This window comes from Streptomyces caniscabiei (genome assembly GCF_014930365.1).
GTDB classification, from domain to species: domain Bacteria; phylum Actinomycetota; class Actinomycetes; order Streptomycetales; family Streptomycetaceae; genus Streptomyces; species Streptomyces caniscabiei.
Genome location: NZ_JABXWI010000010.1, coordinates 325,142 through 349,449, shown reverse-complemented (window position 1 = coordinate 349,449; position 24,308 = coordinate 325,142). Strand labels below are relative to the sequence as shown.

Annotated in this window: 20 protein-coding genes; 5 read left to right on the top strand and 15 right to left on the bottom strand. The window is 71.2% G+C overall.

The window, feature by feature from the left end; genetic code table 11:
• Positions 1 to 186: 186 nt before the first annotated feature.
• On the bottom strand, positions 187 to 2,319 hold the full coding sequence (locus HW837_RS28075; protein ID WP_193381581.1) for an ATP-binding protein: 2,133 nt from the start codon (positions 2,317 to 2,319) through the stop codon (positions 187 to 189).
• Positions 2,320 to 2,589: 270 nt separating this feature from the next.
• On the opposite strand from HW837_RS28075, the gene gabT reads away from it, so the two are divergent.
• Together gabT and HW837_RS28065 are read left to right on the top strand one after the other, a co-directional pair.
• On the top strand, positions 2,590 to 3,924 hold the full coding sequence (gene gabT / locus HW837_RS28070) for a 4-aminobutyrate--2-oxoglutarate transaminase (protein WP_193381580.1): 1,335 nt from the start codon (positions 2,590 to 2,592) through the stop codon (positions 3,922 to 3,924).
• A 388-nt stretch (positions 3,925 to 4,312) separates the two neighbouring features.
• Entirely contained in the window at positions 4,313 to 4,999 is a 687-nt protein-coding gene (locus HW837_RS28065) for a phosphatase PAP2 family protein (RefSeq protein WP_313895545.1), read from the top strand.
• An 87-nt stretch (positions 5,000 to 5,086) separates the two neighbouring features.
• Here HW837_RS28065 and HW837_RS28060 read toward each other — a convergent pair whose 3' ends face one another.
• The 7 genes from HW837_RS28060 to HW837_RS28030 form a co-directional block, all read right to left on the bottom strand.
• Positions 5,087 to 5,539 (bottom strand): hypothetical protein, encoded by a 453-nt coding sequence (locus HW837_RS28060; protein WP_045561419.1) that lies wholly within the window; start codon positions 5,537 to 5,539, stop codon positions 5,087 to 5,089.
• 201 nt (positions 5,540 to 5,740) lie between these two features.
• A complete protein-coding gene (locus tag HW837_RS28055; protein WP_193381578.1) occupies positions 5,741 to 7,159 on the bottom strand; it encodes an NAD(P)/FAD-dependent oxidoreductase in 1,419 nt (472 codons plus the stop codon).
• 39 nt (positions 7,160 to 7,198) lie between these two features.
• Positions 7,199 to 7,999 (bottom strand): ABC transporter permease, encoded by an 801-nt coding sequence (locus HW837_RS28050; RefSeq protein ID WP_045561421.1) that lies wholly within the window; start codon positions 7,997 to 7,999, stop codon positions 7,199 to 7,201.
• The gene (locus tag HW837_RS28045; protein WP_045561422.1) at positions 8,000 to 8,935 is read right to left on the bottom strand and encodes an ABC transporter permease; all 936 of its coding nucleotides are present in this window, start codon (positions 8,933 to 8,935) and stop codon (positions 8,000 to 8,002) included.
• Positions 8,935 to 10,107 (bottom strand): ABC transporter ATP-binding protein, encoded by a 1,173-nt coding sequence (locus HW837_RS28040; protein WP_045561423.1) that lies wholly within the window; start codon positions 10,105 to 10,107, stop codon positions 8,935 to 8,937. Before HW837_RS28040 ends, HW837_RS28045 begins: the two co-directional genes overlap by 1 nt.
• 8 nt (positions 10,108 to 10,115) lie before the next feature.
• Positions 10,116 to 11,360 (bottom strand): polyamine ABC transporter substrate-binding protein, encoded by a 1,245-nt coding sequence (locus tag HW837_RS28035; protein WP_045561424.1) that lies wholly within the window; start codon positions 11,358 to 11,360, stop codon positions 10,116 to 10,118.
• An 84-nt stretch (positions 11,361 to 11,444) separates the two neighbouring features.
• A complete protein-coding gene (locus tag HW837_RS28030) occupies positions 11,445 to 12,980 on the bottom strand; it encodes a gamma-aminobutyraldehyde dehydrogenase (RefSeq protein WP_193381577.1) in 1,536 nt (511 codons plus the stop codon).
• 212 nt (positions 12,981 to 13,192) lie between these two features.
• Here HW837_RS28030 and HW837_RS28025 point away from each other — a divergent pair, with 212 nt between their 5' ends.
• Positions 13,193 to 13,786, top strand: a complete 594-nt coding sequence (locus tag HW837_RS28025; protein WP_177261910.1) for an NADAR family protein — start codon at positions 13,193 to 13,195, stop codon at positions 13,784 to 13,786.
• Between the two features lie 84 nt (positions 13,787 to 13,870).
• On the opposite strand, the gene HW837_RS48925 is transcribed toward HW837_RS28025, so the two are convergent.
• A complete protein-coding gene (locus HW837_RS48925) occupies positions 13,871 to 15,055 on the bottom strand; it encodes a DUF4190 domain-containing protein (protein WP_237270401.1) in 1,185 nt (394 codons plus the stop codon).
• Between the two features lie 205 nt (positions 15,056 to 15,260).
• Here HW837_RS48925 and HW837_RS28015 point away from each other — a divergent pair, with 205 nt between their 5' ends.
• Positions 15,261 to 16,364 carry an adenosine deaminase gene (locus HW837_RS28015; protein ID WP_390623561.1) on the top strand — a complete coding sequence of 368 codons (1,104 nt, stop codon included), beginning with the start codon at positions 15,261 to 15,263 and terminating at the stop codon, positions 16,362 to 16,364.
• 26 nt (positions 16,365 to 16,390) lie between these two features.
• A complete protein-coding gene (locus HW837_RS28010) occupies positions 16,391 to 17,095 on the top strand; it encodes a glycerophosphodiester phosphodiesterase (protein WP_193381576.1) in 705 nt (234 codons plus the stop codon).
• Between the two features lie 50 nt (positions 17,096 to 17,145).
• Here HW837_RS28010 and HW837_RS28005 read toward each other — a convergent pair whose 3' ends face one another.
• The 6 genes from HW837_RS28005 to HW837_RS27980 form a co-directional block, all read right to left on the bottom strand.
• Positions 17,146 to 18,843 carry a sigma-70 family RNA polymerase sigma factor gene (locus tag HW837_RS28005; RefSeq protein WP_093790222.1) on the bottom strand — a complete coding sequence of 566 codons (1,698 nt, stop codon included), beginning with the start codon at positions 18,841 to 18,843 and terminating at the stop codon, positions 17,146 to 17,148.
• Positions 18,844 to 19,000: 157 nt separating this feature from the next.
• Positions 19,001 to 19,546 carry a hypothetical protein gene (locus HW837_RS28000; protein WP_045561430.1) on the bottom strand — a complete coding sequence of 182 codons (546 nt, stop codon included), beginning with the start codon at positions 19,544 to 19,546 and terminating at the stop codon, positions 19,001 to 19,003.
• A gap of 83 nt (positions 19,547 to 19,629) precedes the next feature.
• Positions 19,630 to 20,289 carry a YceI family protein gene (locus HW837_RS27995; protein ID WP_193381574.1) on the bottom strand — a complete coding sequence of 220 codons (660 nt, stop codon included), beginning with the start codon at positions 20,287 to 20,289 and terminating at the stop codon, positions 19,630 to 19,632.
• Positions 20,290 to 20,485: 196 nt separating this feature from the next.
• Positions 20,486 to 21,223: an MBL fold metallo-hydrolase gene (locus tag HW837_RS27990; protein ID WP_045561432.1), complete on the bottom strand. Its 738-nt coding sequence runs from the start codon at positions 21,221 to 21,223 to the stop codon at positions 20,486 to 20,488.
• Positions 21,224 to 21,450: 227 nt separating this feature from the next.
• Positions 21,451 to 22,614, bottom strand: coding sequence for an ABC transporter substrate-binding protein (locus tag HW837_RS27985; protein ID WP_193381573.1), 1,164 nt, complete (start codon positions 22,612 to 22,614; stop codon positions 21,451 to 21,453).
• An 87-nt stretch (positions 22,615 to 22,701) separates the two neighbouring features.
• Entirely contained in the window at positions 22,702 to 24,138 is a 1,437-nt protein-coding gene (locus HW837_RS27980) for a gamma-aminobutyraldehyde dehydrogenase (RefSeq protein WP_045561434.1), read from the bottom strand.
• Between the last annotated feature and the right edge of the window lie 170 nt (positions 24,139 to 24,308).

Sequence of the window (24,308 nt, the reverse complement as noted above, 5' to 3'; positions counted from 1 at the left end):
GAGGCGGAGGGAAGGGCGGCCGAGGGACGGGCCACACCTTTTGGCCGCCGCGTATGAACGGCCTGTCCCGATTCTGCCTCACCGTACGATCACAAGTCCCACGCACCGCACACTCAATGGCTCAAATCGAACGGCGCCCGGACGGCCCGGCGCGCCCCGGGCCTCCTCGGACCCGGGCCGCTCCGCTCAGCCCCGCAGGTCCACCAGCAACGGCGGCGCGTGCTCGCCCCGCACGTTCGTGAGCGACAGCACCGCGTGCCCCGGCGGCACCCCGTGCGCCAGTTCGGACGCGGACCACCGCTCCCGCTCCACCTGCCGTACGGTCACGGCCCGCGCGGTGGGGGCGTGGCCGGTCATGACCCGGCGCAGCGCGTGCCAGGCCTTGCCCGCCGGGGAGTCGGCGATGATCTGCCGGTCGGTGACGTCCCGCGCCTCGGTCCACTCCTTGCCCCAGACCTCGGCGAAGTCCTGCCCGTCCCACGGGGTGAGCCCGGACAGCGCCATCCGGCAGCCGGTGGCGCCGAGGAGCGGGCCGCGCAACGGCCGGGGCACGTCGTCGAGGGTGCGCAGGGTGAGGACCGCGCCCGCGTTGGTGGACCGCAGCCGCTGGATGCCGCGTACGGCCTCCGGCGTGACGACACCCGTGGCGTCGTCCAGCACGAGACAGGCGAACAGCGACCGGTCCTCCCGTACCGCGACGCTCGCGGTGAACTGCGCGAGCACCAGCCGCGCCAGGATGCGCGAGGCGTCGGCGTGACCGCGCTCGGGGAGGTCGATCCGGACCCGTACGGGGTGGTCGAGGGCCCGCAGGGAGAAGGGCCGGGACTGGCCGGAGGTGTCGAAGAACCCGGCGAAGGCGGGCCGGTCGAGCAGGGCGACCCGGTCCGCCAGGACGGCCCCGACGTCCCCGGGGTGCCCGAGCTGGCGTTCACGCGCGTCCAGCTCCCGCAGCAGCGACTCCTGCCCGGTGTCCTGGAGGCCCTCGCGCAGCTCGCCCAGCGGGCCGGGGGCGCCGTCCAGCAGCTGCCGCAGCTGCGGCACCGACGGGAACCGTCCGTGCACCGCCTTGAACGGGCCGAGCAGCTGGGCGAGGACCGTGGTGGAGCGCCGGCTGTCGCCGCCGGGGTGCGGGTCGGCGAGATCGCCGACGAGCGCCTCGGCGAGGACGGCCGCGGCCTCGTCGGGATCGGTGGTCCCGCCGTAGAGGTCGAGGTCGTACACGGACTCCGGGTTGCCGATCCGCACGACGACGTCGTACGCGTCGGCCGGCCCCAGGCCCGCCCCGGCCGCCCCCACGACCACGACGGCGGCCCGCCCGGCGAGCGCGTGCAGACACAGCGACTCGGCGACGGGCCAGACGACGCTGCCGGTCTTGCCCGACCCGGCGGGCCCGACGGCCAGCAGGGACGTGCCGAGCAGCTCGGGGCCCAGGGCGAGGCCCGTGCCGCGGTAGGCGTACGGGTTGCGCGGGTCGTCGACGGTGCCGCCCAGGCGGACCTGCCCGGTGACCAGGTCGTGCCTGGCGAGCCGGGCGGGCAGGTCACGCTCTCCGGAGGGGTGCAGGCACGCGGCCGCCCCGTCCTTCAGCACGGCGCCGGTGAACGTCGCCAGGCTGTGCCGGCCGCTGCGCACGCCCTGCCACGCCCGCATGATCCGCGCGTGGTCCACGTCCCGCATCAGCCCGGCCCCCGCCTCGGCCACCAGCCGCTCGGCCGCCTCCCCGGCCCCGGCCTCCCGAAGCTGGTTCCACTGGGCGGGGTCGTCCTCGGGAGCTGGAGTCGCCGGCTCAGGTTGCCGCTCGCGGAAGCGGGGAGCGACGAATCGGCGCCACACCTCGCCCCAGCGGCCGAGGCGGGCCACCGCCGCCAGGATCATCAGTGCGACGAGCAGCTCATAGCCGCGGTACAGGATGAATGTGCCGACCTGACCTCCCGCTCCCGAGCCGCCCTGCCAGGAGTCAGGGGCGATCAGGTCGAGCGGGATCCACCACCAGTAGCCGAGATAGCCGTTCTGCAGCAGCGACCAGACGAGCCAGCCCACGAGGAATGCGATCAGCGCGCCTCCGAGAAGCTGGCGTTTCGGGATCTCGTCGGGCTCCTCGTCAGGGCGCGGGGTGTGCCCGAACCGCCACACTCCTGGTGCCGCGTCCGGTCGCGGTGCCCTCAGCCAGGCGAGGAACGAAGAGCCGTCCGGCATGGGAGGGGCTCCCGGTGCGCGCGCCGGCCGGGGAGGCGCCGTCGGCATCTCCGGCGACCCCGCCGGACGCGGCACAGGATTCGCATGTGTCCCCCGCGCGTCCCGCGTCCCGTCGCTGTTCATCGCGGTTGCCCCCTGACCAGCCGTTCCGTCCACCATCAGCGAGCCAATCTAACGCTCCCGCATGGGGAGTTCACCGTTTACGCGGCCGGGCGAACCCGTGGGCTCACCGTATTACGCGGCCGGGCGCACACCCGTGCCACCGTTCCTCCATGTCCAACCCGGACAAGACGAACACCCGACAACGCCCACATGGAGCATGCCCACCCAGCGGCCCCCGCCCTAGCCTGCGAGAAACGAGACAAGCCGTCCGCACCACTCCAGGAGCCCCACATGAGCGCACTTCCCCAGGAGCGCCGCGTAGTCACCGCCATCCCCGGACCGAAGTCCCAGGAACTGCAGGCTCGCCGTGTCGCCGCCGTCGCGGCGGGCGTGGGGTCGGTGCTGCCCGTGTTCACCGCGCGCGCGGGCGGCGGCATCATCGAGGACGTCGACGGCAACCGGCTGATCGACTTCGGCTCGGGCATCGCCGTCACCAGCGTCGGTGCCAGCGCCGAGGCCGTCGTCCGCCGGGCCACCGCCCAGCTCCAGGACTTCACGCACACCTGTTTCATGGTCACCCCGTACGAGGGCTACGTGGCCGTCGCCGAGGCCCTCGCCGAGCTCACCCCGGGCGACCACGCCAAGAAGTCCGCGCTGTTCAACAGCGGCGCCGAGGCCGTCGAGAACGCCGTGAAGATCGCCCGGTCGTACACCAAGCGGCAGGCCGTGGTCGTGTTCGACCACGGCTACCACGGCCGAACCAACCTCACGATGGCGCTGACCGCGAAGAACATGCCGTACAAGCACGGCTTCGGTCCGTTCGCGCCCGAGGTGTACCGCGTGCCCGTCGCGTACGGCTACCGCTGGCCGACCGGTCCGGAGAACGCGGGCCCGGAGGCCGCCGCGCAGGCGATCGACCAGATCGCCAAGCAGGTCGGCGCGGAGAACGTGGCCGCGATCATCATCGAGCCGGTGCTCGGCGAGGGCGGCTTCATCGAGCCGGCCAAGGGCTTCCTGCCCGCGATCCGCGAGTTCGCCGCCGCCAACGGCATCGTCTTCGTCGCCGACGAGATCCAGTCCGGCTTCTGCCGCACCGGCCAGTGGTTCGCGTGCGAGGACGAGGGCATCGTCCCGGACCTGATCACCACCGCCAAGGGCATCGCCGGCGGTCTCCCGCTCGCCGCCGTCACCGGCCGCGCGGAGATCATGGACGCGGCGCACGCGGGCGGCCTCGGCGGCACCTACGGCGGCAACCCCGTCGCCTGCGCGGGCGCCCTCGGCTCGATCGAGACGATGAAGGAGCTCGACCTCAACTCCCGGGCCAAGGCCATCGAGGCGACGATGAAGGCGCGGCTCACCGCCATGGCCGAGAAGTTCGACGTCATCGGCGACATCCGCGGCCGCGGCGCCATGATCGCCATCGAGCTGGTCAAGGACCGTACGACGAAGGAGCCGAACCCGGAGGCGACCGCCGCGCTGGCCAAGGCGTGCCACCAGGAGGGGCTGCTGGTCCTGACCTGTGGCACCTACGGCAACGTCCTGCGCTTCCTGCCACCGCTCGTGATCGGCGACGGCCTCCTCGACGAGGGCCTCGACATCATCGAGCAGGCGTTCACCCACATCTGACACACGTCCGGGACTGTCGGACGGGTGTGCGAGGGCCCCGTTTCGCGGGGCGCTCGCATACGGAACCCCCCATCCGTCCCCGACGTCCCACGCTTCCCGGAACCGGAATCCGCCCCCGGATTCCGGTCCCTGTGGACAAGCGTCGGAGCACGTGAAGAAGGTGTGCAAGGTGCATGTCGGGTCGCGATTGCGCCTGTCGTCGCCGCGTTCCCTGCCGTAGGTTCTGATGCAGATGAGAGATACACCCCGCCCACAGGGGACTGTGGGTGACACCGGGTCGGGGCCTCCCCAGCTTCGCCCTGGTCGTGCCCTCGCGCACACACCCGGAGCTTCCGGCTCCGGATCTCCTCACCGATCGGATGGCCGCCCGCCCCAAACCCCCCGGGGCGTGCGGCACACCGATCAGGTCGGCCGTCCTCGAACCACCCCCCCTGTTCGAGGACGGCCGACCACCCCCTCCGGTCGCAGCGCCGCCCTCCTCCTTCTCGGCGGCGCCCCGGCCGTCCTCTTCGCGCTGATCACCTGGCAGGTTCTCGCGCGCGGCCCGCTGGCCCGCCTGGACGAACGCCTCAGCGACTCCCTCGTCCACCGGGCCGCCCCCACCCAGTTCCTCGCCGACCTCGGCAACATCACGGTCGCCGTCCCGGTTCTCGCCCTGGTGCTCCTGTTCGTCGCGTGGCGCACGCGCGCCACCGGTCGGGACCACTGGTGGCGGCCGTCCGCCGCCGCGGCCCTCCTGATGGCCGCGGTCCCCCTCTGGGTCGTCCCGCTGAAGGAGCTCATCGCCCGGTCCGGCCCGCCGGTCATGGGCCCGGGCACGGGTTTCTACCCCTCCGGTCACACCGCCACCGCCGCCGTCGCGTACGGCGGCGCCGTGCTGCTCCTGCTGCCCTGGCTGCGCGGCGTGCTCGCGCGCCGCGCGGCCGTCGTCCTCGCGGTCGTCGTGAACATCGGGGTCGGCTTCGGTCTGGTGCGCCAGGGCTACCACTGGCCGCTCGACGTGGTGGCGAGCTGGTGCGTGTGCGCGCTGCTGCTCTCCTCGCTGTGGTTCCTGGTGCGGCGCCGTCCCGGATGACGTCCGCGTCGGCCGCACGGGCGGCCGACGAGCGCGGTGCGGCCGGGGGGACGGCCGCTCGTCACGAGACGGGGCGGTGGGCCCCGGCTACCGGTCCTCGTCCCTCGCCAGGTTCGCCGCCGCCTCGTGCATCGCCAGTTCGAGGAGCGCCGGGTCGGTGAGGGTGCCGCTGCCGTCCGGCGGGACCAGCCAGCGGACGCCGCCGGTCTGCCGACCCGGGTACGGCACCACGATCCAGGTACCGCCGCCCGCGCTGCGCACCCCCGTGCCCAGCCACCGGGTCGCCGTGCCCGGCGGGACGAAGAACCCCATGCGGTCGTCGCCGAAGTCGACGAGCACGGGCCCCGGTTGATCGATGATGCGGGTCAGGACGTCGAGCGTGGGATAGCCGAGTTCGCCCGGCAGGATCAGCACGTCCCAGGCCCTGCCGGCCGGAAGCAGGGCGACCCCCAGGGGGTTGCGCTCCCACTCCCAGCGGCAGGCCTCGGGATCCGGTGACACGGATGCCAGCCACTCGACCGCCGTCTTGGCCCCAGTCATGACAGGGACCTTCCTCTCTCTAGAGCTCCTGCGGACGCGTTTTCGCGTCAGGAGCACAGACAGAGGTTCGGGCCGGGCATTACGCGGGTTCCGACCACTTCTTGGTGGTGAATGGGGTAACCCGGTCCGACAGGGCGTACGCCTGTTGATCACATGTGCGCCCGCACGCCCCGTCGGCCACGGTGCCGGGTGCTCGCTCCGTCAGCTGTCGAAGCCCAGCCCCAGCCGGTCCATGGCCTTCAACCACAGGTTGCGGCGGCCCGCGTGGGAGTCGGCCCGGGCCAGGGACCACTTGGTGAGGGCGATACCGGTCCAGGCGAACGGCTCCGGCGGGAAGGGCAGCGGCTTCTTGCGCACCATCTCCAGCTCGGTGCGCTCGGTGCGCTCCCCCGCGAGGAGGTCCAGCATGACGTCCGCGCCGAACCGCGTGGCGCCCACGCCCAGCCCGGTGTAGCCAGCCGCGTAGGCGACTCTGCCCTGGTGGGCGGTGCCGAAGAACGCGGAGAAGCGGGAGCAGGTGTCGATGGCGCCGCCCCAGGCGTGGGTGAAGCGGACGCCCTCCAGCTGCGGGAAGCAGGTGAAGAAGTGCCCGGCGAGCTTGGCGTACGTCTCCGGCCGGTCGTCGTACTCGGCGCGCACCCGGCCGCCGTACGGGTAGACCGCGTCGTAGCCGCCCCAGAGGATCCGGTTGTCGGCGCTGAGCCGGAAGTAGTGGAACTGGTTGGCCGAGTCCCCGAGCCCCTGCCGGTTCTTCCAGCCGATCGACGCCAGCCGGTCGGCGCCGAGCGGTTCGGTCATCAGGGCGTAGTCGTAGACGGGGACGGTGTACGCGCGGACGCGCTTGACCAGGCTGGGGAAGATGTTGGTGCCGAGCGCCACCTGCCGGCTGCGGACCTGGCCGTAGGGGGTGCGGACGGCCATCCCGGTGCCGTACGCCTTCAGCCGCAGCGCGGGCGTGTGCTCGTAGACCCGGACGCCGAGGTTCAGACAGGCCCGCTTGAGGCCCCAGGCGAGTTTGGCGGGGTGCAGCATGGCGACGCCCCGGCGGTCGTACAGGCCGGCCTCGAAGGTGGGTGAGGCGACCTGGTCGCGGACGGCGTCGGCGTCCAGGAACTCGATGCCGTCGGCGAGACCCTTGCGGGCGAGTCCGTCGTACCAGTCGCGCAGCTCCCAGGCCTGGTACGTCTCGGTGGCGACGTCGATCTCGCCGGTGCGTTCGAAGTCGCAGTCCAGGCCGTGGCGGGCGACCGCCGCCTCGATCTCGTCGAGGTTGCGGGCCCCCAGTTCCTCCAGCTTGTGGATCTCGTCGGGCCAGCGGGCGAGGCCGTTGGCCAGCCCGTGGGTGAGCGAGGCGGCGCAGAAGCCGCCGTTGCGGCCGGAGGCGGCCCAGCCCACCTCGCGGCCTTCCAGCAGGACGACGTCCCGTCCCGGGTCGCGCTCCTTGGCGTTCAGCGCGGTCCACAGTCCGCTGTAGCCGCCGCCGACGACCAGCAGGTCGCAGGTCTCGGCGCCGGTGAGCGCGGGCTCGGGGTGGGGCTTGCCGGGGTCTTCGAGCCAGTACGGGACCGGCTGTGCGTCGGAGAGAGACTTTGTCCAACGGTTCATGGCGCTCGGGGCCATGATTTCAACTCCCCACAGAGTCGTCGAAACGAGCGGCATTCATGCCTTCTGCCGCTTTCTGCGATTTCCGATGGCCATTCCGGCCACCACGAACAGTACGGCGACCAGGAACATGGCCGTACCGATGACATTGATCTGGACGGGTGTGCCGCGTTGCGCCGAACCCCAGACGAACATGGGGAAGGTGACGGTCGAGCCCGCGTTGAAATTCGTGATGATGAAGTCGTCGAAGGAGAGCGCGAAGGCGAGCAGCGCGCCCGCCGCTATTCCGGGTGCGGCGATCGGCAGGGTGACCCGGACGAAGGTCTGCACGGGCCCGGCGTAGAGATCGCGCGCGGCCTCCTCCAGCCTCGGGTCCATCGACATCACCCGTGCCTTGACGGCGACCACGACGAAGCTGAGGCAGAACATGATGTGCGCGATGAGGATCGTCCAGAATCCCAGCTGCGCACCCAGATTGAGGAACAGGGTGAGCAGCGAGGCGGCCATCACGACCTCGGGCATCGCCATCGGCAGGAAGATCAGCGAGTTGACGGCGCCGCGCGCCCGGAAGCGGTACCGCACCAGGGCGAAGGCGATCATCGTGCCGAGGGCGGTGGCGCCGAGGGTCGCCCAGGCGGCCAGCTGGAGGCTGAGCGAGAGCGAGCCGCACAGGTCGGCGACACCGCACGGGTCGGTCCAGGCGGCGGTGGAGAATTCCTGCCACTCGTAGTTGAAACGGCCCTTCGGCTGATTGAAGGAGAAGACCGTGACGACGATGTTCGGGAGCAGGAGATATCCAAGCGTCAGCAGTCCCGCGATGACGACGAGTCGGCGCTTGAGCCAGTTGACGAAGGTCATTTAAACCAGGTCCTCCGTCCCGGACTTGCGAATGTAGACCGTGACCATGAGGAGGATCGTGGCCATGAGGATGAAGGAGAGCGCCGCCGCCGTCGGATAGTCGAGGATGCGCAGGAACTGGCTCTGGATGACATTGCCGATCATCTGGGTGTTGGTGGAGCCCAGGAGTTCGGCGTTCACGTAGTCGCCGCTGGCCGGGATGAAGGTCAGCAGGGTGCCGGAGACCACGCCCGGCATGGAGAGCGGGAAGGTGACCTTGCGGAACGTGGTGAACGGTCGGGCGTACAGGTCGCCGGCCGCCTCGTGCAGCCGTCCGTCGATGCGTTCGAGGGAGGTGTAGAGCGGCAGGATCATGAACGGCAGGAAGTTGTACGTGAGGCCGCAGACCACGGCGAGCGGGGTGGCCAGCACCCGGTCCCCGGCGGTGAGGCCGAGCCAGCTGGTGACGTCGAGGACGTGCAGCGAGTTGAGGGCGCCGACGACCGGGCCGCCGTCCGAGAGGATCGTCTTCCAGGCCAGGGTGCGGATCAGGAAGCTGGTGAAGAACGGCGCTATCACCAGGATCAGGATCAGATTGCGCCAGCGGCCGGCCCGGAAGGCGATCAGATACGCCAGCGGATAGCCGAGCAGCAGACACAGGACGGTCGCCGTACCCGCGTAGAGCACCGAGCGCAGGGCCTGCGGGTAGTACTCGCTCAGCGCGTCCCAGTAGGTCGCGACATGCCAGGTGACCCGGTAGCCCTCCTCCAGGGAGCCCGTCTGCACGGACGTGGAGGCCTGGTAGACCATCGGCATCGCGAAGAAGACCAGCAGCCAGATCAGCCCGGGCGCGAGCAGCAGGTACGGCGTCCAGCGGCCCCTCCTGCGGGGCGGCTTCCCGGTGGCCGGGACGGGCGCGAGGGGCGGTGGCGCCTCGGCTTCGGTGAGGGTCGACATCAGGCGGCCGCCCCTTCGTCCACACCGGCGTCCACGCCCGCGTCGATGTCCTGGGCGGCATCCAGCCCGAACGTGTGCGCGGGGCTCCAGTGCAGGACGACCTCGGCGCCGGGCACGAGCCTGGTGTCGCGGTCGATGTTCTGGACGTAGACCTCGAACTCCGGGCAGACCGAGCTGTCGATCACGTACTGCGTGGAGACGCCGATGAAACTGGTGGCGGCGATCCGGCCGGTGATGCGGTTGCGGCCGGCCGGGATCTCCCCGGCGTCGTCGGCGTGGGTGAGGGTGATCTTCTCGGGGCGTACGCCGACGAGGACCTTGCCGCCGGTCCGGGCGGGCGCGGAACAGCGCGTCTCGGGGAGGACGAGCTGGTGGGCGCCCGCCTTGAGGACGATCTCGCCGCCGCTCCTGGAGTCGACCTCGGCCTCGATGAGGTTGGAGGTGCCGAGGAAGTTGGCGACGAAGGTGGTCCGCGGGTTCTCGTACAGGTCGGTGGGCGAGCCGAGTTGCTCGACGCGGCCGCCGTTCATCACGGCGACCGTGTCGGCCATGGTCATGGCCTCCTCCTGGTCGTGCGTGACATGGATGAACGTGATGCCGACCTCGGTCTGGATGCGCTTGAGCTCCAGCTGCATCTGGCGGCGCAGCTTGAGGTCGAGGGCGCCGAGGGGCTCGTCGAGGAGGAGCACCTTGGGGTGGTTGATCAGGGCGCGGGCGACGGCGACGCGCTGCTGCTGGCCGCCGGAGAGCTGGTGCGGCTTCTTGCGGGCCTGCTCGCCGAGCTGCACCAGTTCCAGCATCTCCTCGACCTGCTTCTTCACGCTCTTGATGCCGCGCCGGCGCAGACCGAAGGCGACGTTCTCGAAGATGTCGAGATGCGGGAAGAGGGCGTACGACTGGAAGACCGTGTTCACCGGCCGCTTGTACGGGGGCAGGTCGGTCACGTCCTGGTCGCCGAGCCGGACGCTTCCGCAGGAAGGTTCCTCCAGGCCGGCGATCATGCGCAGCGTGGTGGTCTTGCCGCAGCCGGAGGCACCGAGCAGGGCGAAGAAGGAACCTTCCGGCACGGTCAGGTCGAGCGGGTGCACGGCGGTGAAGGAGCCGTAGGTCTTGCCGATGCCGGAGAGACGGACGTCGCCGCTGCCCTCGGCTGTGCTCTTCTTGCTGGTCATCGTCCTCGTCACGCCCCTGTCAGCTTCGCGAACTTCTCTTCGTACGCCGTCTCTTCCTTCTGGCCGAGGGAGCGGAAGGCATGGGACTTGGCCGCCATGGCGGCGTCGGGAATGATCAGCGGGTTGTTCGCCGCGTCCGGGTCGATCTTGGCCAGCTCCGCCTTCACACCGTCGACGGGGCACACGTAGTTGATGTACGCGGCGAGTTCGGCGGCCGGCTTCGGCTCGTAGTAGTAGTCGATGAGCCGTTCGGCGTTGGTCTTGTGCCGGGCCTTGTTCGGGATCAGCAGGTTGTCGGTCGAGGTCATGTAGCCGCTGTCGGGGATGACGAAGTCGACGTCCGGGGAGTCGGCCTTGAGCTGGACGACGTCACCGGCCCAGGCGATACAGGCCGCGAGGTCGCCCTTGGTGAGGTCCGAGGTGTAGTCGTTGCCGGTGAAGCGGCGTATCTGGCCCTTGTCGACGGCCTTCTGGAGGCGGGCGATCGCCGCGTCGTAGTCGTCGTCGGAGAACTTCGCCGGGTCCTTGCCCATGTCGAGCAGGGTCATCCCGATGCTGTCGCGCATCTCGGAGAGGAAGCCGATGCGCCCCTTCAGCTTGGGATTGTCGAGCATGTCGGAGACGGACCGCACCTCCTCGCCGTCCAGTGCCTTCTTGTTGAAGGCGATGACGGTCGAGATGCCCTGCCAGGGGTACGAGTAGGCCCGCCCCGGGTCCCAGTCCGGGCTGCGGAACTGCTGGGAGAGGTTCATGAAGGCGTGCGGCAGGTTGGAGGGGTCGAGCTTCTGGACCCATCCGAAGCGGATCAGCCGGGCGGCGAGCCAGTCGGTGACACAGATGAGGTCGCGTCCGGTGTCCTGGCCCGCGGCGAGCTGCGGCTTGATCTTGCCGAAGAACTCGACGTTGTCGTTGATGTCCTCGGTGTAGTCGACCTTGATTCCGGTGCGCCGGGTGAACTGGTCCAGGCTGGGATGGTGCTTGCCGCTGTCGTCGACGTCCATGTACTCGGTCCAGTTGGAGAAGTTGACCTCCTTCTCCTTGGCCGAGTGGTCATCGGACGAGCCGCCCGAGGTGCTCTTCGCCGCGGGGATGCCGCAGGCGCTCAGCGCCCCGAGCCCGCCGGCCGCGAGTGCGCCGCCCGTTGTGGCGCGCAGCAGTGAACGACGGCTGAGTGCGGCCCTGCCGGCGGTGAGGCTGCGCCGCACGGCGGCCGCCCGGGCCGGTGAGAGGCGGTCGGGCTCGTACTGCTCCATGCGCGTGGTGCCCTTTCGGACGTGCCCTTTCGGGAGGGTGGGCGGGGACCGGCCGGGGGTCGGCCGGCCGGTCCCCCGGGCTGACTAGCGGTCCCCGAAGATCGTGCGGTGCCAGTCCTTTCTGGCGATCGCCGTATTGTCGAACATGACGTGCTTGATCTGCGTGTACTCCTCGAACGAGTACGCGGACATGTCCTTGCCGAAGCCGGACGCCTTGTAGCCGCCGTGCGGCATCTCGCTGATGATCGGGATGTGGTCGTTGACCCAGACGCACCCGGCCTTGATCTCCCGGGTGGCGCGGCCCGTGCGGTAGACGTCCCGGCTCCAGGCGGAGGCGGCGAGGCCGTACGGGGTGTCGTTGGCGAGGCGGATGCCCTCGTCGTCGCCGTCGAACGGCAGGACCACGAGCACGGGGCCGAAGATCTCCGACTGGACGATCTCGCTGTCCTGCGCGGCGTCCGCGATCAGCGTGGGCCGATAGTACGCGCCGTTCGCCAGCTCGCCCCCGGGCGCCGCACCGCCGGTGACCACGCGCGCGTACGCACGTGCCCGCTCGACGAAGCCGGCGACCCGGTCGCGCTGGACGTGCGAGATCAGCGGGCCTAGGTCGGTGCCCGGGGCGAAGGGGTCGCCGAGCCGGACGGTCTCCATCAGGGCGGCCGTCCGCGCCACGAACTCCTCGTAGAGGGGCCGCTGCACGTACGCGCGCGTGGCGGCCGTGCAGTCCTGGCCGGTGTTGATGAGGGCGCCCGCGACCGCGCCGTGGACGGCGGCCTCCAAGTCGGCGTCGTCGAAGACGACGAAGGGCGCCTTGCCGCCGAGCTCCAGATGGATGCGCTTGAGGGTGGCGGTGGCGATCTCCGCGACGCGTCTGCCGACGGCCGTGGATCCGGTGAAGGAGGTCATGACCACATCGGGATGGCCGACGAGGTGCTCACCGGCCTCCCTGCCCGTGCCGGTGACGATGTTGACCACTCCGTCGGGGAGGCCGGCGTCCGTGGCGGCCTGCGCGAAGAGCAGTGAGGTGAGCGGGGTCAGCTCGGCGGGCTTCAGGACGATCGTGTTGCCCGCGGCGATCGCCGGGAGGATCTTCCAGGCGGCCATCTGGAGCGGATAGTTCCAGGGCGCGACGGACCCGACGACCCCGAGGGGCTCACGGCGTACGTAGGAGGTGTGGTCCCCGGAGTACTCGCCGGCCGACTGGCCCTGGAGGTGGCGGGCGGCGCCCGCGAAGAAGGCGGTGTTGTCGATGGTGCCGGGCACGTCGAACTCGCGCGTCAGCTTGAGCGGCTTGCCGCACTGCAGGGACTCGGCCCGCGCGAACTCCTCCGCCCGGTCGGCCAGGACGGCGGCGAGACGGTGCAGCGCGTCCGACCGCTCGCCGGGCGTGGCCGCCGCCCAGCCGGGGAACGCCGCGCGGGCGGCGGCGACGGCCGCGTCCACGTCGTCGGGGCCGGCCAGCTCGTAGGTGAGGACCTCGTCGCCGGTCGCCGGGTCGACGACCGCGTGGGTACGGCCCGACGTGCCCTTGGTCGGGCGGCCGGCGACGAACTGCGCGCCGACCGCGAAGCGGTCCTGTGCGGGGAATCGGTCCGGGGTCGCGGTGCCCGGGTTCTGCATGTCGCTCTCCTCCGCCGGTGCCCCCTCTGTCCTCGGGGGCGGGTGGCGTAGCTCCAGCTCGATTTGAGTGCCGATCCTGACAGAGCCATGCGGCACCAACAAGGGATTCCGTTGTTGCCTTTTGGTTACGCAACGGAATCTGTCGACCAGGTGTCCAGTCGGCACAGGAAATCGAGGACGGAGTGTCAGTGGTTCCTGCCAGACTCGTCGGCATGGAGAAGATCGATTCCTGGGACACGCTGACGGAAGCGGTCCGCGCGGGGGCGAGGGTCAAGTACCTGCACTTCTGGGGGCACCGTCCCCTGCCGGACGGCCGGATCGGCGCGAGCTGTCTGAGCCAGTGGTGGCCGTCGCCGTTCACGGTGGACGGCGTGGAGTACGCGACGGCCGAGCACTGGATGATGGCCGCCAAGGCCCGGCTGTTCGGGGATCCGGAGGCGGAGCGCAAGGCCGTGGCCGCGTCGGGCCCCGCCCAGGCCAAGAAGGTCGGGCGGCTGGTGCGCGGCTTCGACGACGCCGTGTGGGAGCGCGAGCGCTTCGGCATCGTCGTCGAGGGCAGCTTCCACAAGTTCGCCGCCCACGCCGACCTGCGGGCGTTCCTGGTGGGTACGGGCGGCCGGGTGCTCGTCGAGGCCAGCCCCGTCGACCGGATCTGGGGCATCGGCCTCGCGGCGGACGACGAGCGCGCGATGGACCCCGCGCGGTGGCGAGGTCCCAATCTGCTGGGCTTCGCGCTGATGGCAGCCCGGGAGCGCCTGTCGAGCGGGGGCGCTCCGCTGCCTGCCGGGGGCGCCGTCCGGGAGTGACACGGCGGTGGGCGGGCGACTGCGGGTGCGTTGCGACTGGTCGCGCAGTTCCCCGCGCCCCTTTCGGGGCGCTCCTTCCCAGCGCTACGGGGCGGCTTCTCCCCTCGGCAGCACCAAGGACAGTGAGGTCGAGTAGCTGTCGTCGAAGGGGTCGGTGTCCGAGTCGTAGCCGTCGCTCTCGGCCGCGATGACGAGGAGGACGATGAAGCCGATGCCGAGCAGGATGCCGACGACTCCGCAGATGATCCCGGCCAGCGCGTGCCCCGGGTTCGTCGCCTCACCTCGGCGCGCCTTGGCCCGCCCGATGAAGCCGAAGATCATGGCCATGACCCCCAGCAGGATCGCGAGCGGCCACAGGCAGAAGAGCACGGCGGCGCAGATGCCGAGCACCATCGCCGCGATCCCCATCCCGTTGCTCGGCGGCGGCGCCGCCAGCGGCCAGGCGTACCCCGCGCCCGGAGCGGGGTAGCCGGCGCCGGGCTGCGCGTGGACGCCCGGGTACGCGGGGTACGGGGAGTAGCCGTACGGGACCTGCCCCGGACCCTCGGGACCGATGGGCGGAGGGGGTACGGCAGCGCCGGGGGCCGCGTAGGGCGCTGAGGCCGCGGGCGGCGGGTAGGACGCGTGAGGTGCGCCGGGCGCGGGCGGCGCGAACGGGTTGGCGGCGGGGGCGGGCGCCGTCGCGGGCTGCCGGTCCCCCGGGGGTGCGAACGCGCCGGGACCCGCCCAGGGCTGCGGCGCGGGGGTCGGCGTGTGCGCGGGGCTGCCATGGGCCGGGGTGTCGGCCGGTGCGGCCCAGGGGTCGTACGGAGCCTGGGGTGCGGGGGCGGACGCGGCCGTCGGGCTCGGCGCGGTCGGTTTGTCGAGGGCGACCGTCGGGGTCGGTGTCACCCCGGGTGCCGCGGCGAGCGTCGGGGACGGTATCGCGTCCTGGGGCTGCGGGACGGCGTCCGGCACGACAGGCAGGGGCACGCCCTCGGCCACCGTCAGCAGTTCGGCACCGCCGCCCGGCGCCGACGGCACGGCGTCCTCGGTGACCGTCGGCAGCGCCGCACCGTCCACCACCGTCGGCGGCACGGCGTCGTCGATCATCGTCGGCAGCTCGGCGCCGTCGACCACCGTCAGCGGGGCGGCGTCGTCGGTCACCGTCGGGAGGGTGGCGCCGTCGACCACCGTCGGCGACAGCGCGGCGTCGCCCTGTGGGGGCGCCCACGCGCCCGGCGGTGGAGTGGTCGGTGTGTCCGGAATCGGTGCCTCGTCGGCCGGCATGAGCGGTCCCCCTGTGACGTTCCGTGCCGTTCTGCGTCGTCTTTTCCGACGTACGCGATCAGCTGTACGTTCGGTCATGCTAAGGCCCGGGGATCGGAGAGCGGACGGCCGCCTACGATGATCTCCGAGTCATCGATCAGCCGATCACCCGCGTCCCCCGCAGCAGTCCACGGCTCGGGGCGGACGCCGTTCCCGGGGAGGAACCTTGACCGACCACCGCACCACGCAGGGCGTGCCCCTGAGCCCCGCCGTCGCCGACACCGCCGCCGCTTCCGGCGCCCGCGATCTGCACGCGTTCATCGCCGGTCTGCCGAAGGCCGAACTGCATGTGCACCACGTCGGCTCCGCCTCCCCCCGTATCGTCTCGGAACTGGCCGCCCGCCACCCCGACTCCCAGGTGCCCACGGACCCCGAGGCGCTCGCGGACTACTTCTCGTTCACGGACTTCGCCCACTTCATCCAGGTGTATCTGTCCGTCGTCGACCTGATCCGCACCCCGGAGGACGTCCGTCTGCTGACGTTCGAGGTGGCGCGGGACCTCGCCCGCCAGCAGGTGCGCTACGCCGAGCTGACCGTCACGCCGTACTCCTCCACCCGTCGCGGGATCGAGGAGCGGGCCTTCATGGACGCGATCGAGGACGCCCGGAAGGCGGCGGAGGCCGAGTTCGGGACCGTACTGCGGTGGTGCTTCGACATTCCCGGCGAGGCGGGTCCGGCCGCGGCCGACGAGACCCTACGGCTCGCCACCGAGGACCCGCTGCGGCCGGAGGGGCTGGTGTCGTTCGGTCTCGGCGGGCCCGAGGTCGGCGTACCGAGGCCGCAGTTCAAGCCGCATTTCGACCGGGCGATCGCGGCCGGGCTGCACTCCGTGCCGCACGCCGGCGAGACCACGGGGCCCGAGACGATCTGGGACGCGCTCCACGAACTGCGCGCGGAGCGCATCGGCCACGGCACCAGCGCCGCCCGTGACCCGAAGCTGCTGGCCCATCTCGCCGAGCGGCGGATCGCCCTGGAGGTCTGCCCGACCTCGAACATAGCGACCCGCGCGGTCCGCACCCTCGACGAGCACCCCATCAAGGAGTTCGTGCGGGCCGGTGTGCTGGTCACCGTCAACTCCGACGACCCACCGATGTTCGGCACCGACCTGAACACCGAGTACGCGGTCGCCGCTCGCCTCCTCGACCTCGACGAGCAGGGCGTGGCCGCGCTCGCGAAGAACGCGGTGGAGGCGTCCTTCCTCGACGAGCCCGGCAAGGCCCGGGTGAACGCCGAGATCGACACCTACACCTCGGCCTGGCTGACCCCCTGATCCGATCGGCACCGGAAACCACCACCATGCGCACCGTGACAGCCGTCGCCCATCGCGGCGCCCCCTACCGCCACCGTGAGAACACGCTCGACTCCCTGCGGGCCGGCCTCGAACTGGGGGCGGACGCCGTCGAGTTCGACGTCCGGACGACCCGTGACGGGGTACCGGTCCTGCTCCACGACGCGACGCTCGACCGGCTCTGGGAGGTGGACCGGCCGCTGGCCGCGCTCTCCGCCGCGGAGCTGCGCGGGCTGACGGCCGAGGGGGTGCCGACGCTGGCCGACGCGCTGCTCGCCACCGAGGGCAACCGCGTGATGGTGGACCTCCCGGGGGCGGTGAACCCCCGGGCGGTGCGGCAGATCCTCGGCGTCGTACGCGAGTGCGAGGCCGAGGACCGGGTCTACTACAGCGCCGATCCGCGGACCGTGCTCGCAGTCCGCACCGCCGCCCCCGCTGCCGAACTCGCCCTCACCTGGAAGACCTCCGCTCCGCCGCGCCCCGCCCTCCTCGACGCCATCCGTCCGCGCTGGCTGAACTACCGCTTCGGCCTCCTCACCCGCCCCCTGGCGGACCGCGTCCACCGGGACGGCTACCTCCTGTCCGCCTGGACGCCGGACACCCGGCGCTCCATGCGCCGCCTGCTGTCCTGGGGCGTCGACTCGATCACCACCAACCGGATCGACGCCCTGTGCGAACTCAGGGCCACGGGCAACGGACGGCCGGCCCTCTGAGGGAGCGCGGGGACCCGCTCGATCGGCCCCCACCCGCACACACGCGACCGCTACACCTCGGACCGCTGAGCCACGGTCGCCGCGTCGGCCGGCTTCTCGCGGGTGACGTACTGCGGCACCGGCGCCGAGTCCTTGCCGTCGTCGCGCACGAGGCCGTAGCGGATGACCCCCCGTTCGGGGCCGACGGTGATGTCCTCGGTGACGGCGTCCCAGGAGGAGGGCGCCACGGTGATGCCGTAGTCGGCGCCGCGTTCGTTCTGGATGAGGGTGACGGTGCCGTCGAGGTAGAAGTACTCGTTCTGCCACATCTGCTGGGTGCCGTCGGGCAGGACGGTGTAGCCGGTGTCGGGGCCGCCCATGCCCGAGGCCCTGCCGTCGGCGGAGGTCGGGTCGTCCATGCGGCGGCCGCCGCCCGAGGCGACGTGGAAGAGCTTGCCGTCGAGGCCGGTCCAGGCCGGCATGACCAGACCGCCCGCCCGGTACTGGGGCGAGATCTGCCAGCGGACCAGCACGTAGCCCCGGCCCGTGAACGTCACCTGGTCGCCCCGGTGGTTCATCACGGTCCGCGCCCCGCCGCTGCTGGTGACGCCGGACTCGGGCCGGCGTGGGAGAGCGGCGGGCGGGGTCTCCGGGTCCGGTGCCTCGTCCGCCACGTCGACGACGGTGCCGTACAGGTCCTTCGGAGCCTTCTTCTCCGTCGCCGACGGGGAGGCCGACGGTGAGGGGGACGACGACGGCGACGAGGAGGGCGACGGGGGGCGGGGCGCCGGGGCCGCGGGGTCGCGGGCCGTGCTCATCGCCGACGGGGCCGCCTGCGCGGGCCGATCGGCCGGGGGCTGCGTCACGACGTACGCGCCCCCGGCGACGATCGTCGCGCCGGCCGAGACCGCGACGACCGGCTTGGTGAGGGCACCGATCACCTTGGCGGACCAGCCCACGGAGGCGGTCGCGGCGGTCGCCGCCACGGCCGTCTTGCCGCCGAACGCCAGGGACAGGGTGAAGCCGACGGGGACGGGAACCAGGGCGAGCCCGACCAGGAGGCGCTCGGCGGGGACGACGACCTCGCCGGGGCGGCCGTGACCGTCGCAGCGGGCGCAGCCGCGGATGTGCCGGGCGATGCGCTTGCGCCACACCGAGTCGGGCTGCCCGCTCCAGCGCGCGGTGACCCGGCCGAGGTCGGAGCAGGAGGAGTCGAGGGCGCGGACGATGCCGCGCGCGGTCTCCAACCGGGCCTTCATCCGCTGCACGCGGACGGCGGCGTGCTGTCGGCTGATGCCGACGGCGGCGGCGAGTTCGCGCCGGGTGAGTTCGCCGGCGACCTCCAGCCACCACAGCGACAGCAGCTGTCGGTCCTCGTCGTCGAGCCAGCGGACCGCTTCCGCGACCTCCTTGCGCTGCCCCTCCAACTGGAGCCGCAGCACGGTCAGTTCGGCGAAGTCGGCGGCGCCGTGGGCGTCGTGGTCGTCGAGCTGGTCGGCGGTGCGGCGGCGCGCCCGGTCCCGTATCTGCCGCATGGCGATCGCGACCAGCCAGGACCGGAAGCTGTCCGGATCGCGCAGCGTGTCGAGGTTGTCGACGGCGCGCAGCATGGTCTCCTGCACGACGTCGTCGACGTCGGCGTGACCGTTGAGGGCCCGGCCGACGATGTTGTAGACGAGCGGCAGCCAGCCCTCGACCAGCTCGTCGAGGGCGCGCCGGTCCCCCGCCTGCGCGGCCGCGATGGTGGACCGCCACTGCCGCCCGTCCACGTACGTCCCCTTCGATCCCGCTGGGCTCACCCTGTTCACTCGGCTGTGTTCCGTACCTTCTCAGCCATCGCCCCGACCTGGGGAACCTCCGAGGCGGAGATCACACTGCGCACACTGCTCATACGGCTCGCTCCTGCATGTGGGGAGACAGGGGTGCCTACGGAGACGGTGTGGAGGCGGCCGGGATAACAGTTTTCCGGTCCCACCCGCCGGTGAGGGCCTCCAGCCGCTTGATCCGCTGTCGTACGACGTACAGCGGGATCACTCCGAGGACCCCGAACGACATGTCGATCACGGTCCACCAGAAGGGGATGTCCCGGATCGGCCCGCAGATCAGGGCCAGCGGGACGATCCCCGCGCAGGCGATCATGCCGAACTCGATGACCCAGATGTTGCGGACCGGGTCGCGGTAGGGGCCGTAGAACGACACCGCGATCACCAGGTGCGCGAAGGCCAGCCAGTCCGTGCCGTACAGGAGGAACGGGTACTCGGCGTCGGCTTCGTCGAGCCCCGCCCGTACCCGCTCGATCCACTCGACGAGCGTCGGCAGGTGGTCGCCGACGGACCACGACCGCAGCAACTCCTCGGTCCAGCGCAGCTCGTGGACCAGCGGGAAGGCTGTGGCGCCGCTCAGCACCAGACAGACGACGAAGAAGACCAGCCACGCACGGATGCCCTTCAACAGGGCGGCTCTGTCGCTCATGCGGTGAGCGTACGCCCTCACTTGAACGTGTTCAAAAGTGGGGGCCCGGCAGTCGCCGGGCCCCTCGGGAACGCGACGGACCGTCAGCCGCCGGGGATCGAGCGGATCGCGGCGATGTCGAACTGCAGGCGCACCTTCTCGCTCACCATGGCGCCGCCCTCCGCGAGCCGCTGGTTGTAGGTGAGGCCCCATTCGGAACGATTGATGGTGGTGGTCCCGTCGAAGCCGACCCGCTCGTATCCGAACGGGTCCATGACGTGTCCTATGTAGGTGAGTTCCAGATCGACGGGACGGGCGATGCTCTTGATCGTGAGTTCACCGGCCATGCGGTAGACATCGTTGCCGACGAGACGCACCGCCGTACTGACGAAGCGCATACGCGGATAAGTCGCGGCATCCAGGAAATCGCGACCCATCAGATGGGCGTCGCGCTGTTCCACTCCGGTGTCGACGGACGTGGTGGACAGCACTATCTCGGCGCGTGAACGCGAGGGATCACGGCCGTCGAAATAGAGCCGGCTCTGATACTCGGTGAACGCCCCGCGCACGGTCGTGACCAGGGCGTGCCGGACGGAGAAACCGATACGGCTGTGCGCCGCGTCGATCATCCATTCGCCGGTCAGCATCGTGAGTGCGGGGTCGGACATGCCGTCGGGAGCGAATGCCGCGGACTCGTGGGGGAGTTGAGCGGCTGTGGGGGCTGCCGGGCGGCGCAGGGACGCAGCACGGGTGAACAGGTTCATGATTCACGTAACTACGGCACGACGGGATGGGCCGCAACCCTTCGTCGGCGAATCCACCAGGTCCGAATCGACGGCGAAAGGCCGATAAAACGCCACCGCGCGGCGGACAATTGCACGATCTCCACAAGGCCCCCACGAATTTCCCGCCGCAATGCGTCTCGGAAACGGCCTGAAGTGAATCGGGGCCGTCCGGGAATCAGGTCGTGCTCTTCGGCAGCAGTCCACGGGCGAGGGTGTCGCGGGCGGCTGCCAGATGCCGCCCGGCCCGCGCGAGCGAGATCTCGTGGTGGCCGGGGAACAGCGCGTCCACGTCGAGCGCCGCCAGCCTGTTCAGACTGGCCGCGTACTCGGGGACCCGGCAGTCGTGCAGGTTCTGCAGTGAGACGCGGCCCCCGGTGAAGACACAGTCGCCGGAGAAGAGCGCCCGGTGGCCGGGGGTGCGCAGGTGGTAGCAGAGGTGACCGTCGGCATGACCGGGTGTCGCGACGGCACGCAGGACCACTCCGCCGCCGAGGTCGATCTCCTCGCCGTCGGCCAGGGCCTCGACCTGGGGGCAGGGGGCGAAGGTGTAGTCGGCCGGGTAGTAGCCGGACGCCTTTCCCCTGTCCAGACTGACGCCCGCCTCGTCGCCCGTCGCGATCCACCCCGTGGCCTCGGCACCGGCCAGCACCCGCAGTCCCGGCAGCCGTTCGGCGAGCGCGGCGGCTCCGCCCGCGTGGTCGGCGTGACCGTGGGTGAGCAGCAGACGGCCGGGGTCGGCGCCGCCGGCACGCACGGCGCGCACGATGCTCTCGGCGGACCGGCCGGCCCCGGCGTCCACGAGCACGCTGTGCCGGGCGCCCCGCACCAGGTAGACGTGGCAGTCCAGCGGGTCGCTGAGATCGAAGCCGTACGCCCCGCTGGCGACGAGCGTGACATGGTCGGTCAGCCGCATGACGGCCCTCCTGCGTTCGATGCCGACGGGGACGACGAGGCCCTCCCCCGCCCTCCCCAACGCCGACACCACCCCCGAGGTGACCCTCCGCCCCGCCCGGAGCGCTCCCGGTCTCCCACGGCGCCCCCAGCGCGCTCCCCGGCGCTCCGGGGCGCGCCCTGCCACACCCTCGGCGCCCCGGGCGCACCCCACCCGTCCCCCTGCTCTCCGACTCCCGCAGTCGCGCCCTACAACCCGACGATCCCGTTCCACCGCCGCGCGAACTCACGCCGTTCCCCGGAGGTGATGTCCCGGGCGACGGCGAGCCGGGCCCGCATGGCGTCGTCGGGGAAGATCAGGGGGTCCTCGGCGAGGGCGGCGGTCTCCTCGTCCTTGGCGGAGGCCAGGACGTCGCGGGCCGCCGGGACGGGACAGACGTAGTTGACCCAGGCCGCGAGTTCGGCGGCCACCTCGGGGTCGTAGTAGTGGTCGATCAGGCGCTCGGCGGCGGCCTTGTGCCGTGCCAGGTTGGGGATCATCAGGGACTCGGACCAGAGTTCGGCGCCCTCCTCGGGCACGACGAACCGGATGTCCGGGTCGTCGGCCTGGAGTTGGATGACGTCCCCGGAGTAGGCCTGGCAGGCGAGGACGTCTCCGCCGGCGAGGTCCTTGATGTAGTCGTTGCCGGTGAACCGGCGGATGTGGCCGGCCCGGACCCGGGAGGCGACCTGGTCGCAGACGGTGTGGAAGTCGTCCGCGGTCCAGCGCGTGACGTCGACACCGTTGCCCTGCATCAGCAGCGCGAACGCCTCGTCCAGCCCGGAGAGGAGGGTGACGCGCCCCTTGAGGTCGTCCGCCCACAGGTCCGCGACCCGGCGGATCTCACGGCCCACCCTCCGCCGGTTGTACGCGATACCGGTGATCCCCGACTGCCACGGCACGGTGAAGGCCCGGCCGGGGTCGAAGGCCGGCGACCGGAGCTGCGGATCCAGCCGGCGCCCGACGTTCGGCTGCCGGGCCCGGTCCATCTCCTGCACCCATCCGAGCCGTACGAAACGGGCGCACATCCAGTCGCTGACGACGACGAGGTCGCGGCCGGTCTGCTGGTGGTTCATCAGGGCAGGGCTGATCTTGCCGAAGAACTCGTCGTTGTCGTTGATCTCCTCGACGTAGTCGACGGTGATCCCGGTGCGCTCCTCGAACGCCTCCAGGGTCGGCCGCCGGGTGTCGTCCTCGTCGTCCGTGTCGATGTAGAGCGGCCAGTTCGACCAGCTCAGCCGCTTGTCCCGGGCCGACAGGTCGACTCCGGCCCGGTCGCCCGGCGCCACGTACGCGGCGGGCACCCCGCACCCGGCGAGCAGGCCGGCGGACACGCCCGCACCCAGCAGGGAGCGACGCGTGAACACGGGCACCCCCGCGCCCCGATGGGCCGAAGGCCCAAAAGGGGCGCGGGGAACTGCGCGACCAGCCACAACCAACCCTCAGCCGTCGACGACCCCTCAGTCCAACGACGTCATCACGTGCTTGATCCGCGTGTAGTCGTCGAACCCGTAACCCGACAGGTCCTTGCCGTACCCGGACTTCTTGAACCCTCCGTGCGGCATCTCCGCGACCAGCGGGATGTGCGTGTTGATCCACACGCACCCGAAGTCCAGCGCCTTCGACATCCGCATCGCCCGCCCGTGGTCCTTCGTCCACACCGACGAGGCCAGCGCGTACTCCACGCCGTTCGCCCACTCGACGGCCTGTCCCTCGTCCGAGAAGGACTGCACGGTGATGACCGGCCCGAAGACCTCCCGCTGGATGATCTCGTCGTCCTGCTTCAGCCCGGAGACGACGGTCGGCGCGTAGAAGTACCCCTTCTCGCCGACCTGGTGGCCACCGGCCTCGACCTTGGCGTGGGCCGGCAGCCGCTCGATGAACCCGGCGACCTGCTTGAGCTGGTTGGGGTTGTTCAGCGGACCGTACAGCACATCCTCGTCGTCCGGCTGCCCGGTCTTCGTCTCGGCCGCCGCCTTCGCGAGCGCGGCCACGAACTCGTCGTGGATGCCCTCCTGGACGAGGACACGGGTCGCGGCCGTACAGTCCTGCCCGGCGTTGAAGAAGCCCGCCACCGAGATGTCCTCGACGGCCTTGGCGATGTCGGTGTCGGCGAAGACGACGACCGGCGCCTTGCCGCCCAGCTCCAGGTGGACCCGCTTGAGGTCCCTGGACGCGGACTCGGCGACGGACATTCCGGCCCGCACGGACCCGGTGATGGAGGCCATCGCCGGGACCGGGTGCTCGACCATCAGCCGGCCGGTGTCACGGTCGCCGGTGATCACGTTGAAGACGCCCTTGGGCAGGATCGACCCGATGATCTCGGCGATCAGGACGGTCGACGCGGGCGTGGTGTCCGACGGCTTCAGCACGACCGTGTTGCCCGCGGCGATCGCCGGCGCGAACTTCCACACGGCCATCATCATCGGGTAGTTCCACGGCGCGACCTGGGCGCAGACGCCGACCGGCTCACGGCGGACGATCGAGGTCATGCCCTCCATGTACTCGCCGGCCGAGCGCCCCTCCAGCATCCGCGCGGCGCCCGCGAAGAAGCGGATCTGGTCCACCATCGGCGGGATCTCCTCGGAGCGGGTCAGCCCGATCGGCTTGCCCGTGTTCTCCACCTCCGCCGCGATGAGTTCCTCGGCCCGCTCCTCGAAGGCGTCGGCGATCTTCAGCAGGGCCTTCTGGCGCTCGGCCGGGGTCGTGTCACGCCAGCCCGGGAACGCGGCCTCGGCGGCGGCCATCGCCGCGTCGACGTCGGCCTGGCCGGACAGGGGCGCGGTCGCGTAGGCCTCGCCCGTCGCGGGGTTGACCACCTCGGTGGTCCGTCCGTCGACGGCGTCACGGAATTCCCCGTCGATGTAGTTGCGCAGACGACGCAGCTCGGTGCTCACTGCCGGCCCTCCAGGTTGGGTGTCCAGGTTGGGGTGTCCATCCTTTGAGACACCACCCTAATCCGCCGCCCCACGTTTTCAACACCCCTGACACCTCGCTGACTGCGAAATCCGCAAGCTACGACCCCGTAAACAACGAATTTCATCGGTTCAGCCTTGCGTAACTGTCG